At 61.2% G+C, this 13048-nt stretch carries 10 protein-coding genes and 1 pseudogene; 5 read left to right on the forward strand and 6 right to left on the reverse strand.

Translation table 11 applies throughout. The features are described from left to right. Positions 1-34 precede the first annotated feature (34 nt). Positions 35-2569, forward strand: coding sequence for a rhomboid family intramembrane serine protease (locus tag E5720_RS21320; protein WP_136172876.1), 2535 nt, complete (start codon positions 35-37; stop codon positions 2567-2569). Here the strand turns inward: E5720_RS21320 and E5720_RS21325 are convergent. From E5720_RS21325 to E5720_RS21335, 3 genes are read right to left on the reverse strand one after another with little or no spacing between them, the layout of a single operon-like run. Then, on the reverse strand, positions 2566-3432 hold the full coding sequence (locus E5720_RS21325; RefSeq protein WP_136172280.1) for an ABC transporter ATP-binding protein: 867 nt from the start codon (positions 3430-3432) through the stop codon (positions 2566-2568). The two genes, E5720_RS21320 and E5720_RS21325, sit on opposite strands and share 4 nt — an antisense overlap. Continuing rightward, complete coding sequence (locus E5720_RS21330) at positions 3429-4532, reverse strand: iron chelate uptake ABC transporter family permease subunit (protein ID WP_247596090.1); 1104 nt, start codon at positions 4530-4532, stop codon at positions 3429-3431. Before E5720_RS21330 ends, E5720_RS21325 begins: the two co-directional genes overlap by 4 nt. Continuing rightward, positions 4529-5953 (reverse strand): iron chelate uptake ABC transporter family permease subunit, encoded by a 1425-nt coding sequence (locus E5720_RS21335; RefSeq protein WP_247596091.1) that lies wholly within the window; start codon positions 5951-5953, stop codon positions 4529-4531. Before E5720_RS21335 ends, E5720_RS21330 begins: the two co-directional genes overlap by 4 nt. 254 nt (positions 5954-6207) lie before the next feature. On the opposite strand from E5720_RS21335, the gene E5720_RS21340 reads away from it, so the two are divergent. The 3 genes from E5720_RS21340 (at position 6208) to E5720_RS21350 (ending at position 8144) form a co-directional block, all read left to right on the forward strand. After that, complete coding sequence (locus E5720_RS21340) at positions 6208-6969, forward strand: hypothetical protein (RefSeq protein ID WP_136172282.1); 762 nt, start codon at positions 6208-6210, stop codon at positions 6967-6969. Between the two features lie 290 nt (positions 6970-7259). Next, entirely contained in the window at positions 7260-7661 is a 402-nt protein-coding gene (locus E5720_RS21345; protein WP_247596370.1) for a PaaI family thioesterase, read from the forward strand. Between the two features lie 123 nt (positions 7662-7784). Then, complete coding sequence (locus E5720_RS21350) at positions 7785-8144, forward strand: metalloregulator ArsR/SmtB family transcription factor (RefSeq protein WP_136172878.1); 360 nt, start codon at positions 7785-7787, stop codon at positions 8142-8144. 28 nt (positions 8145-8172) lie between these two features. On the opposite strand, the gene E5720_RS21355 is transcribed toward E5720_RS21350, so the two are convergent. Both E5720_RS21355 and E5720_RS21360 read right to left on the reverse strand, forming a co-directional pair. Next, positions 8173-9561 (reverse strand): NAD(P)/FAD-dependent oxidoreductase, encoded by a 1389-nt coding sequence (locus E5720_RS21355; RefSeq protein WP_136172284.1) that lies wholly within the window; start codon positions 9559-9561, stop codon positions 8173-8175. Between the two features lie 198 nt (positions 9562-9759). After that, positions 9760-10557, reverse strand: a complete 798-nt coding sequence (locus tag E5720_RS21360; RefSeq protein ID WP_136172285.1) for a DUF2470 domain-containing protein — start codon at positions 10555-10557, stop codon at positions 9760-9762. Between the two features lie 102 nt (positions 10558-10659). Between E5720_RS21360 and E5720_RS21365 the strand changes: the two genes are divergently transcribed. Next, entirely contained in the window at positions 10660-10905 is a 246-nt protein-coding gene (locus tag E5720_RS21365) for a hypothetical protein (RefSeq protein ID WP_247596092.1), read from the forward strand. Positions 10906-10929: 24 nt separating this feature from the next. Here the strand turns inward: E5720_RS21365 and helR are convergent. Further along, positions 10930-12921: pseudogene (gene helR / locus E5720_RS21875) on the reverse strand (RNA polymerase recycling motor ATPase HelR); the annotation flags it as partial. Positions 12922-13048: the final 127 nt, after the last annotated feature.

The raw sequence follows: 13048 nt of genomic DNA on the forward strand, positions 1-13048 counted from the left end.
CCCGTCCTGGCTCGATCTGCGAAGACTTCGGGCAGTGACGGCGTGGCACAAAGCGATAAGACAACTTGTGCGACTACGGGCGCTGATCGTATTCGGCGCCAAGGGAGCGCCCGTCAGCTTCGGTTTGCTGACCGCCGTCTTGATATTCGGCATCCTCGGGGCAAGCATCGGGCACAACACGATTCATCGTGACTTCGCCGTCGGGATCATGCCGTTCGAGGAATTCCGCGTATGGACAGCGTTGACCTCTGGCCTTGTCGCGCCGGGTGTTCTTGGGTACGCGGTAGCGATCGTTGCGATTTTGGTGGCCGCAGCTCCGATCGAACGAAGGATAGGTTCGGTCAAGTTTGCGGTAGCTGCGTTTCTCACGCAGATACTGGGTGCATTGCTAGGCCTCGGAGTCGCAGCGTTGGCCAAGATGTTCGACGCGGACTGGGGTTTTCGGCTGCATGTCGGAACTGCTATCGGGCCTACGACGTGGATCGTGGGTGTCGTCATGGTGGCAAGCGCTCGCATGGACACCTTGTGGCGACGTCGTATCCGCGTGGGATTACTTGCGTTGTTGGTCACGCTGGCGCTGTTCAGTGGTCATTTGCAGGATGTCGTTCGCCTCGCGTCCGCTGTGGTCGGACTGCTGCTCGGTCCTGTGATCGTGGGCAGATCTGCGCGGGGTCCGCGGCTCGCTGGTACGCAGCGCGAAGGTCGTGTGCTTGTTGCGCTTATCGTGGCTGCAAGTGCACTCGGTCCGGTGATCGCCGCATTGAGTCCCGACGCCGTTGGCCCGTTCGCGGTGCTCCGCGACGTCGTGCGTGGGGTTCCCTACACCGCAGCCGAGGTACGCGAAATCTGTGCCGATTCACCTGCCGATCCGGAATGTCGTACCGGCCTTCTGGAGTTGCGCCTGGGTGGAGTGGGCCCGACGATACTCTCTCTCATGCCATCGATCTTCTTACTGTTTCTGGCCGACGGCCTGCGACGAGGTCGTAAATTCGCCTGGACTGCAACAGTTTTCGCCCAGATCGTTCTTCTGGTTCTGTCGGTGGCCAACTTTGCGATCAGATTCGTGGAATCTGGCGACGACCAGTCCGTCTTCTACGGCCTCGACTCGCCGACCGCGTACCGCACGATTGTTCCGTTCCTTCTGCCACTTGCGGTTCTCGTTCTCCTGCTGTTGACGCGCAAGTTCTTCGATGTGTCGGCGCCTAAGGGGACGTACCGCACATGGGGGTTTGCCGTCGTCGGATCAGCAGTGGGTCTGGCTGTTCTGTACGTTCTGGGCGGCCTCGTGGCGCGCGGGGGATTCGACAACGAACCCTCGATCCTCGGATTGCTCGCGGACTTCCCGCAGAGGTTGGTGCCACCGGTGTATCTCCAGTGGCTGGAGCCACGGTTCTTGCCCGAGAGCATTCCGACCACGTTGCTCTTCGAATGGACCGGGGTCGTGTTCTGGGCGGCACTGTGCGTACTTGTCCTCAATACCTTTCTGACCCCTGCATACGGTGTCGATACCGACGCCACCGAACGGGCAAAGGAATTGCTGACAACCAGCAGCGGCAGCGCGCTGTCGTGGATGACGACCTGGCGTGGCAACAAGTACTGGTTCTCACCCGATGAGCGGAGCTATGTTGCGTATCGCGTCATTTCCGGCGTAGCCCTGACCACCGGCGATCCAGTGGGGCCACGAGAAAGACTGCGAGACAACGTCGTCGACTTCGCAGAGTTTGCTTCCAAGAACGGTTGGATTCCGTGCTTCTACTCAGTGACACCTCAGGTGCGGGAGATCACCGACAGCATCGGGTGGGGTGGCATTCAGGTGGGTGAGGAGACGATCCTCGACCTCGAGAGTTTGGCATTCACCGGTAAACGATTCCAAGACGTTCGGACCGCGTTGAACCGAGCGAAGAAGGCGGGTGTGGTCGCTGAGTGGATCAGCTTCCCCGAAGCTCCGCTCGCCATCACCGACCAGATCACGGCGATCTCGGAGGAATGGGTCGCCGATAAAGGGATGCCCGAAATGGGCTTCACACTGGGAGGACTGGAAGAAGTCGACGATCCACATGTCCGATGCCTGATCGCTGTGGACGAGCATCGGACCGTTCACGGAATCACCTCGTGGATGCCGGTATACGAGAACGGCGAAATCGTCGGCTGGACTCTCGATTTCATGCGTCGCCGTGCCGAAGGTTTTCGACCGGCGATGGAATTCCTCATTGCATCGGCCGCTCTGCTCCTCGAACAAGAGGGCGTGAGGTTCTTGAGCCTGTCCGGTGCACCCTTGGCGAAGATCGACGACGGCCGAGGCACGGAAACTTCGCCGGATGCGTCGACGTTCTCGACTCTGCTCGATCGCTTGCTCGATGTGCTGGGCAGGACCCTGGAACCTGTGTACGGATTCAGGTCCTTGCTTGCCTTCAAATCGAAATTCCAGCCCAGGTACGAGTCCATGCATATGACGTTCGCCGATCCAGCGGCTTTGCCGAGTATCGGAAATGCAGTCGGGCGGGCGTATCTACCCGAAGTCTCGCTGGGGCAGGGGTATCGCCTGGTTCGAACGATGATCGAGCGTTAGCTCTCCGAGGAGAACGTGGCCGTGGCGACCGCTTGCCTCTGTGGGCCGCCTATGGCGCCGTAGACATGTCGAGTACCGATAGGAACGATGAGAGGGCGATCGGACACGGGGTCCTCGATCACTTTTGCTTCGAGGCCGAACACGTCGAGTAGAAGCTTCTCCGAGATCACGTCCTGGGGGCGACCTGCTTCGACGATTTTGCCTTGTGACATGACGATGATCTGGTCGCTGTACCGAACGGCCAAATTGAGGTCGTGCAGCACCATGATCACGGTGCGGCCCAGGTCTTCGTGGAGTCGGTCGATCAAGTCGAGAACCTCCAGCGAGTGCGCCAGGTCGAGATAGGTGGTCGGTTCGTCGAGCAACAGAATATCCGTGCCCTGCGCGAGCGCCATGGAAATCCAAGCCCGCTGGCGCTGACCACCGGATAGTTCGTCGACCGGACGATCGGCAAGATCACCGACTCCGGTCAGCTCGAGGGCGTTCGCGACCTCGGACTCGTCGTCCGAACTCCACTGTCGAATCCAGGACTGATGGGGGTGGCGGCCTCTCGAGACGAGGTCGGCGACAGTCAAGCCTTCCGGCGCAACGGGTGCCTGCGGCAACATCCCGAGGACCTGCGCGACGTCTTTTGTGCGCATCGACGAGATCGCTTTTCCGTCGAGAACAACCCTGCCCGACTTGGGTTTGAGCAACCGGCCGAGAGCGCGCAACAAAGTCGATTTACCGCACCCGTTGGGCCCGATCACCGTGGTGATCACACCGGTCCGAACCTCGAGTCCGAGATTCTCTACGACGATGCGGTCTCCGTACCCGAGAGTGAGATCCTCCGCGACGAGACGTGGCAGATCGGTGGCGGTCATGCGGAGGCCTTTCGATTGCTGCGGACGAGAAGGTACAGAAGAAACGGTCCGCCGAGTGCGGAGGTCACGATGCCGACGGGGAGCTCTACCGGCAGGATCGTTCGCGCGATGAGATCGCTGCCGACGACGAGTAGCCCACCCAAGATCGCCGACGCAATGATCGGCGGCCCGGGTGTTCTCACTAGCCGCAGTGCGATCTGGGGGGCTGCCAACGCCACGAACCCGATCGGACCGGCAGCGGCTGTCGCGATGGCCGCGAGCGCTACCGCAGCGAGAAGCAATGCTGCCTGACGCAATTGCAGTCGCACGCCGAGGGATCGAGCATTGTCGTCGCCGAGGCGGAGGGCGCCGAGGGTGAAAGTCGATACGACGGTCAGGCCGCCGACTATGAGCACCGCGCTCATGACCGGCCACACCGAACTCCAGTCTGCACCGTTCAGTGAGCCGTTGAGCCACAGTTGAGCTCGGGACACGTCGTTGATGTCGGCACTGATGAGAAGCCATCCGATCGATGCTGTCAGCATGGCATTGATCGCGATTCCGACGAGGATCAACCGAAATCCCTGGACGCCGCGCTTCCATGCGAGTGCGTAGATGACCGCCGCGGTGGTGATTCCACCGATGAGCGCGGCCAGCGGCAACCCGAGGGTCGCGAGAATACCGGCGAAGGTGCTACCGCCACCGAGGACGATGAGTGCCACGGCTGCAGCACTGGCGCCGGCGGTGATACCGAGGATGTCCGGACTCGCGAGTGAGTTTCGCGAAATGGATTGCGTCACAGCACCGGACATACCGAGTGCCATGCCGACGAGCACTCCGGTAAGAGAGCGCGGCAATCGTAGGTCCATCACGATGAAACGCTCGATTCGCGTGCCGCCACCGAGCAGAACGTCGATGACGTGCCCTATCGACAGGGGGAAGTCACCACGTCCGATGTTGAGGCACACCAACAACAACAGGGCCACCAGCAGAACGAGATTGACGAGCACCATGAAGGGGCGTCGTACCAACGAAAGGCGACCGATCCGGAAACCGGGCCTGGACGGAACTGTCAGCTTCGTTGCCTCTGCCGACGTGGTCTTCGATTCCACTGTGGTCACAGGCTCGCCAGCTTTCGCCGACGGACAAGCGCAATGAAGAATGGGGCCCCGAACAGTGCCAGGACGATGCCTACTTGTAGTTCACCGGGTCGCACGACGACGCGTCCGATGACATCGGCCATCAGCAGCATCACGCCGCCCATCAAACCTGCATAGGGGACGAGCCATCGATAGTCCGGTCCGGTGACGACGCGGGCGACGTGCGGAACCACCAGTCCGATGAACGCGATCGGTCCACACGCTGCCGTCGCCGCACCCGTCAGCAGCGTAATGGCGATGATGCCGACAGTTCTGCTGAGTGCGACGTTGACACCCAACGAGCGTGCGACGTCCTCGCCGAGGCTCATGACGTTGAGACCCGGAGTACTGACGAGAGCGATGACCACGCCGAGCGCGAGGAACGGCAGAACCTGCCAGAAGACGTCGAGCCCTCGGCCGGCAACCGAGCCGACCGACCAGAACCGGTAACCGTCCAAGGTGGTTTGGTCTATCAGCACCACTGCATTGGTCATGGCGGCCAGGAAGAACGCGACAGCGGCACCTGCGAGCGCAAGGTTGAGCGGACTCGCCGTCCCGGTCCCGATCGAGGACAACCCGAACACCACGATGCTTGCCAATGCCGAACCGGCGAAGGCGAACCAGAGGTACTGGCTGGGGGAGTTGAATCCGAACAGATATATAGCGAGCACGACGAAAAAGGCTGCGCCTGCATTCAGGCCCAGCAAACCGGCGTCGGCCAAGGGGTTTCTCGTATGGCCTTGAATCAAGGCTCCTGCGATCCCGAGTGCGATTCCGACGACAAGTGCAAGGAGGGTGCGCGGGACGCGCAGGGTCCGAACGATGATGTCGGTATCGGTGCCGGTCGAATGTACCAGTGCGTTGCCGATCTCCTCGAATGTCAGCGGCCTCGCTCCGATGGCGATGCTTGCGAGAATCGCGGCTGCAAGCGCGACGGTCAGAACGAGAAGTCCGAACAGTCGACGTCTACGGATGGCCTGCACCGAGGTGTCGCGGGGGACAGGTGCGAACTTTTCGGCGTATGCGGTCTTGTCGCGTACCACCTCGGTGCTCGAGCGGCCGAGAGCGAACTGCCTGCAGAGTCCCCGACGGACACCGATCGGTCCTCCGGTCGCGGAGTCGCGGACTACGAGTCCGGTCCATCGCCTGCCAGTGCTTTGACCGTCGCGCCCAGTGCGGAAACCTTGATTCCACAGCAACAGCCCGATTGCAACGATCACTGAGATGGCTCCGAAGACGAATCTGTCCGCCTCACCACCACCATTGTCGTCACGGAGAGAGTCGACGATCGACCACCCGATCCCCAGAGGTAACAGCACGATCGCAAGGTCGACGAACGCTGCCACGACGCGGAGATACCACGGGGCAGGGCCGCGTGGTATCTGCTCTCTCGAAAAGTCCACGTCCGAAGGTGGACGGGGACTTTTCGATCCGAGTGATGGGGCCGTCGTCACAGTTGTTGTGACTCCTCACTTTGTTCGAAGGTGCTGCTGCTTAGGTTACGGAACCCTTTGTCCGTCTCTGCGTCCGGGAAGGCTAGCCAATCCGTACCGGCACATGAAATCCAAAGCCGCGGTGTCGACTCGGCATATTGGTTAGGCTAACCTATTGATTGTGGCCCTTCAGGGCTATGTCGTTCGAACAAGGGAGTGTTCTGGTGTCAGTTGCAACAACGACGTCCGATGCCTGGGCCGATGTGCATCGTTCGCTTACGTGCAGCGACGAGGGCGGTCCACTGGGCGAGGCGTGCGTCGGCCTTCGTGCGCTGAACTCGGACTACCCCCGCATGTATGCGGTTGCATCGATGGCGAACGAGGCCAAACGTCGCTGGTGGCAGTTGGCAGTAGGCCTCGAAAATGGTCGAGCGGAGCAGATGATCACTCGTTCCCTCGAGGACGTGAAGACTCCCGACGTGGCAGCGATTCAGGTGGCAACCGCGCTGATTCATGCAACCGTGGGCCGCGTCGTCGCCTTGTTGGTTCTCCAGGGGCGTGCGTGGGATCCGGGCATCGACAATCTGTGGATTCACATGGACAGCGACGGCGGTATCGACTGGGCGGGGCTCACTTCGCCCGTGCTGAGAGTCTTGCCCGGCGACAGCCTCGATGGGGCTTCGGGGACGGTCACTCTCCCATGTGAGGAAGCACTGCTGATCTGGTCGGCTCACCGATGCATCACTTCCCTCGATGTCGTTGCTCGGTCGATCGCTGATCGTGCGCCCCTCGACTTGCGGGTCTTCTGGTCGTTGGTAGGTGATGCAGTGCTCGGTGCATCTACGCACGTGCCCATGTTGTCGAGATCGCTCGGAGTGTCGAGTGCGCGTCGAGGACAAGCGCTTCTCGACGCATTTGTTGCTGCCGGAGCTCCGGTCCGTTCGCGTCCCGCGTCGATCGGACGACTTCGCTTGCGAGCGTCGTGAACACAGCTTGCAGATAAAGTAAGGGTAGCCTAGGCTGTTGTGGAAACCAACGGATCGCGCCGGAGTCCTGAGGGCTGCAGTGACTCCCGGTCCTTGCCGCGGCGGGCTCTACATCCATTCGGATGTGGGGCCCGCCGATTTTTCTCGGCTGGGTCTCGTGTAGTCCTGGGGAGATCACACGCCGCACGCCACGCGCGGCCACCACACATTAGGAGGGCCCGATGAGCCAGAACGAACCGAAGGCAACAACTCCCTCTGACACGAATGTCGATCCAGCCGACATCACCGAGATGGTCGCACCGGGCTTCGACGGCACACTAGGACTCGAGTATCACGAGGTCTCGGGCGATCGAGTCCGTGCGTCCTGGGATGTGACGCCCAAGCTCCACCAGCCAGCAGGAATCATGCATGGTGGGGTTCTCTGTGCCGTGGTCGAGTCGCTTGCGAGTATCGGTGGAAGCGTGTGGCTCGGCGACCGCGGACACGTCGTGGGCGTCAACAACAACACGGACTTCCTCCGCGCAACGCGTTCGGGACGACTCACCGGCGTCGCCACCCCGGTCCATCGGGGCCGCACTCAGCAGATCTGGCAGGTGGACATATCCGACGAAGCAGGAAAGTTGGTTGCGCAAGGCAAAGTTCGACTCGCCAATATCGTCGACACGGCAATTCTGGGAAACGCCGCGACATGAGACGACGAGGAGATTGTCGGCGCGGTGTGACCGCTGCTGTGTGCACCGCGTTGCCGCGTCGATGATTCTCCTCCGACTCGACGCACTACCTTTGCAGTCATGAGTGAATCGGCCGGCAGCGGTATGTCGTCTCCGGGGGCCGGAGCGTTCGATCTCGAGCATGTCGCCCAGGCACGTGCGGCAATCGCCGCTGTCGAGGACATCGGGGTATGGGTCCAACGCTTCGACCTGTTGGGCGATCCGACTCGGCTGCGCATTCTGCTGTGTATGCACCGGGCGCCCGGCATTTGCGTCACCGATCTGGCGTCGGCGCTGGAGATGGCGCCGACCGCCGTCTCGCACGCTCTACGCCTTCTTCGCAACCAGGGATGGGTTGCCGTTCAGCGAGACGGCAAGAAGATGACCTACCGACTCGACGACGACGTCGTGCACGGCATGTTGCACGAACTCGGCGCCACCCATGCACGAAATATGCACGAATGACGCCGAGTGATCACCATCGGTGAAGCGGTCAGCCTGCGGCTTTCTGCTCCTGCTTTTCCACCCTCTTCGACGAGCGTTTCGATTCCATCGAGTTCAACTGTTCGATGGCCAATCGTGCGAACACCTGCTGCTCGGTAGACGCCATCTGTGCACGTCCCTTGCCGAGGAAGGTGACGAACCAAGAAATGACCGTGGTGAGGCGGCTGCGGTAACCGACCAGGTAGTACAGGTGCAATGCGAGCCACATGACCCAAGCGATGAACCCGCCGAACTCGAACTTTCCGACCTTGGCCACCGCATTGAAACGCGACACCGTGGCCATGGAGCCCTTGTCGAAGTACTTGAACGGCTTACGTTCTGCCGGATCAGCACCGGTCAGTGACGCCTTGATTTGCTTGGCGGCGTAGTTGGCCCCCTGGATTGCGCCCTGTGCCATACCGGGAACATCTTCGACGGACATCAGGTCGCCGACCACGAAGACATTGGGATGGCCTTTGACCGTCAGATCGGGTTCGACGATGACCCTCCCGGCGCGATCGGTCTCGGATCCGGACTGATCAGTGAGTTGCTTCCCGAGCGGGCTGCCCTGCACTCCGGCGGACCAGACCTTGCACTGTGCGTCGATGCGACGGGTCGTACCGTCCTTTTCCTTGACGGTCAGGCCATCGATGTCCACATCGGTGACCATGGCATTCAGCTGAATCTCGACGCCGAGCTTCTCGAGACGTGCTGCGGCTTTGTGGCCGAGCTTTTCGCCCATGGGTGGCAGCACGGCTGGGGCCGCGTCGAGCAGAATGACACGCGCGTCACGAGGGTCGATGTTTCGGAATGCGCCGTCGAGGGTGCGATCTGCCAGTTCTGCTATCTGACCGGCGAGTTCGACGCCGGTGGGTCCTGCGCCGACAACCACGAAGGTCATCAGACGGTCCTTCTCTTCCTGATCGTCCGACAATTCGGCCTGCTCGAATGCGCCGAGAATACGACCACGAAGTTCGAGAGCGTCGTCGATCGTCTTCATGCCAGGTGCGAACTCGGCGAAGTGGTCGTTGCCGAAGTACGACTGCTGCGCTCCGGCCGCGACGATGAGACTGTCGAAGTGGGTGACGGTGACGCGTTCGAGCAGCTTGGAGGTGACCGTCTTGGCGGTCAGATCGATGGCTAGAACGTCACCGAGGAGTACCTCTGCATTCTTTTGCTTACGCAGGATGACCCTTGTCGTGGGAGCAATTTCGCCCACGGACAGGATGCCGGTGGCTACCTGGTAGAGAAGAGGCTGAAATAGGTGGTGGGTGGTCTTAGCGACCAGAGTGACGTCGACGTCGGCCTTCTTGAGTGCCTTGACGCCGAACAAGCCACCGAATCCGGAACCGATGACAACGACGTGATGACGCTTCGATTCGACCGGTTGGATGCTCATTAACCTGCTCCTAGAGATTTGAGATGTACCACAACGGTAACGGTCCGGGTTCGGGGTGTCTCGGCAAGGTTCCCATGTCGGAGGTCGAATCGGATGCTGACGTGACGATTAGTGCCACTGACCTGGGCGAGTGATCAGTGGTCGATTGCGAAAACCGACACGCTTACTTCTGTATCGCTTCAGAAGTGTCTCGTCGGATCATCGGGCGCGAGCGCGCTGTGCCAACTCCACTGTCGCCGCGCGTAGGTCGGAGACGGCGGTAATAGGTTCGGCATATGCAACGCGCGTCGTTGCCTTCCCACGTGGAGTGAGCACGGCGAGGTCGAGTCCGTACCGGTCGGCCGACATGACCGTACATTCCGTCGCATCCGAGTAGCCACCGATAGCGCGCGCCATTGCGAGTAACGACTCGCTGTGATCCTCGTTCAAGTGCGTGAGCGCACCGGCGGCCTGCATTGTGACGGGGTCTGCCGTCGCAGATGCGTAGTCCTCACCGATTGCAGAATCCATCCGGCCGTATCCGCCTACCCAGCGGACTCGATTCACACGCAGAATCCACACCGAGAAATCGCTGTAGTCGATGTAGTACTTGGCGGCGGGGACAGCCGATCGATGCGCTTGCCTCGCAGCGGCCATCTCGTCGCCGGATGGTCGTTCCACCACGCCGGCCAGAGTGATTCTCGATGTCGCTAGTGGATCGGTCACCGATGCTGGGGAGACCACCGACAAACTCGCCCTAGGGTCGTGATCGAGGTTCCGTCCATGCTCGGCCATTTTCGAAACACACAGGACCGGTGAGCCGCCCAATAGGCCATAGGTGATGTAGGAAGCCCACGGGTCGCCCTCGACAGTCAAACTTGCGAGGGTGCCTATGTTGGTCGATGCTGCGACGGTTCGAGCCTCTTCGGCCGCCGACATCCGTCGGGCAGGCTCGAACTCGCCCAATGGGGGAGGAACGGAAGGAGCGTCGCCGGGATCGCCATGATCGAGTGCCATGGTCGCAGTCTACGTAGCGTGCTCGGCCGTCGTGAACGTTCGTGTGGCCCAGGCGACTCGGAGAATCCGTTTCGTCGCGCGAATCGGGGGCATACTCTCCCGGTGATCAAGGTAATGCGCACGAACCGAACGGTCCGGGCTGTGGTGGCTGCGATGGGGTTGTTTGTTGTGGTGGCTGCGATATGGGCAGGTGTCGGATACGTATATGCCGACGACCACAAGACTATGTCGGCAACCACGGTGGGGCTATGTGTCCTGGCTGCCGGGTGGTTGGTGATTCTGGGGGCCTTCGCCATCAAGTTCGGTCGCTTGCGCGCTCGACGACGTAAGAGCGAACACGACGGCTGAGGCATGGGTGGTCCTTTCGGGTTCCTATCGAGAAGTCTTGAGTACGAACAACTTTTGCGTCGCATGCGTCGTCGCGACATAGCGGTCGACCGCTCCCTCGGTGTCTGTACCGAATGCGTCGGGGTGGATCAGAATTACGAGATCGAACTCGAGGTCCTTGGACATTTGTGGAGTCAGCACGCGAACGCGCGAATTCGCTCGGAGTTCGATACTTCCGGTGGCATCGGCGCTGGTGATGCAGACGATCCCTTCGGTGTGCTGGGCCAGCCATGACTCGATAATCGAAGTCAACTCCGACGTGCATCCGTGGACGACGGGGATGCCGCTCCGACGAATGGAGGTCGGCACGTTGGCGTCCGGCAGAACGTTTCGAATGATCGGTTCGGCTTCCGTCATGATTTCTTCGGGTGTTCGGTAGTTGATGGTCAGCAACGCCACCTCGACGTGTTCGAACCCGACTCGTCGCAGCCGCTCCTGCCACGACTCCGTGAACCCTCGGCGAGCTTGGGCGCGATCTCCGACGATGGTGAAGCTCCGGGATGGGCAGCGTGACAACAACATCTGTCACTCCGCATCGGTCAGTTCTCGAGCTTCGTCGACCACTATGTGCGCGAACGGACCTGCTAGTGCGGCGTGACCGTTGTCGAGGGATTCGTCATCTATCAGAACCATGTCGTCGGCGAGGGCATGTCGAATGCCCTCTTGGCGAAGTTGGCCGATCATTCCTTCGTCGTCGTCCAATTGAAGTAGCTCGTCGACAACCCTGTCCATCTGCTTACATTCGGCCGCTGCGGCCGCAGTTCGGCGGCGGCGCCGGAGAGACAGGTTCGGGTCGCCGAGGCGCCTACGCGCGGCATCGAGGAGAGGGAGGTCGGAGACTGTCCAACCCTTGGGGTTCGGACGCTGCAGCGTGGTGATGTAGTCCTCGCTGAGCGAGGGCGCACATGTCCGAAGGTAAGCGGGTACCGACCACAGATCTGCGACGAGGTCGGCGGCTTCGACCAAGATCCATGCCTTCTCCAGAGCAGCGCGCAACTCCTCGTTCTCGTGCAACGACGTTCGGATAGTCGTGGCCGAAACGTCACCTTCGTATTTGTCGGTCATGATCGTCAGAAGCAACTCCCACACTTGTTCTGGGGCGTCGTTGTGCGGGATGCCAGGTTCGGGTGCACCGAACGCTTCGACCCAGTCCCGTGGACCGATCCAAAGGCCGGCCCAGTCGGTCTCGACGGTCATTCCCGTGGTCGGTGGCTGCTCGGAGAAACTGACGGCCGACTCGATGGCCGTCACGAGATGTCGCGACGCTTTGAGTCATGCGATCGAAGCGTCATCCTCGAGTGCGGCGGACCCACCTTCCGGCACGAGGTCCCGCAAGGTGCAGATGTGGACGCCCTCCTCACCGAGGCGCGGTAAGACGTCGGCGACGTAGGCCAGGTAGGGCTCGTGCGGCCCGACGAACAGCACACCACCTCGATGACTACCGACCAGGGCATCGGCGTACAAAAGGTACGCAGCACGGTGTAGAGCGACGACCGTCTTACCCGTGCCGGGACCCCCGTCGACGACGAGCGCACCGCGCGATCCTGCCCGAATAATCGCATCCTGATCGGCTTGGATCGTTCCCAGCACATCGCGCATCCGGTGCGACCTGTCACTGCCGAGACTCGCCATGAATGCCGAGTGATCGTCGAGGGCAGCGAGTCGGTGCTCCCCATTCTCGCCTTCGAGTTCCTCAGCAGTGAAAACCTCGTCCCAGTAGTCGCTCACGCGGCCGCGAGTCCAGCGATACCGACGCCGGCGCGCCAGCCCCATCGGGTTGGCCTGTGTCGCGACGAAGTACGGCTCGGCTGAAGGGGAGCGCCAGTCGACGAGGAGTTGATTTCCCTCCGTGTCCAGGAGTCCTAGCCTGCCGATGTACGACGATTCGTGTGTTTCGGCATCGACGACGTGGCCGCGACACAGGTCCAGGCCGAATCGGCGTAGAGACCGAAGGCGAGCAGTGAGTCGGTGGATTTCGCGATGCAATCACGCCACCGCCTCCCACGACTCGATTCGCGATGGGATCGAAGAAGGTTGATCCGGCACAGGTAGATACATGAGTTTCCCTCCCTTTCCGCAGCTTTCGGCTTCAGCCGGTAATTCT

Source organism: Rhodococcus sp. PAMC28707 (genome assembly GCF_004795915.1).
Lineage (GTDB): Bacteria > Actinomycetota > Actinomycetes > Mycobacteriales > Mycobacteriaceae > Rhodococcoides.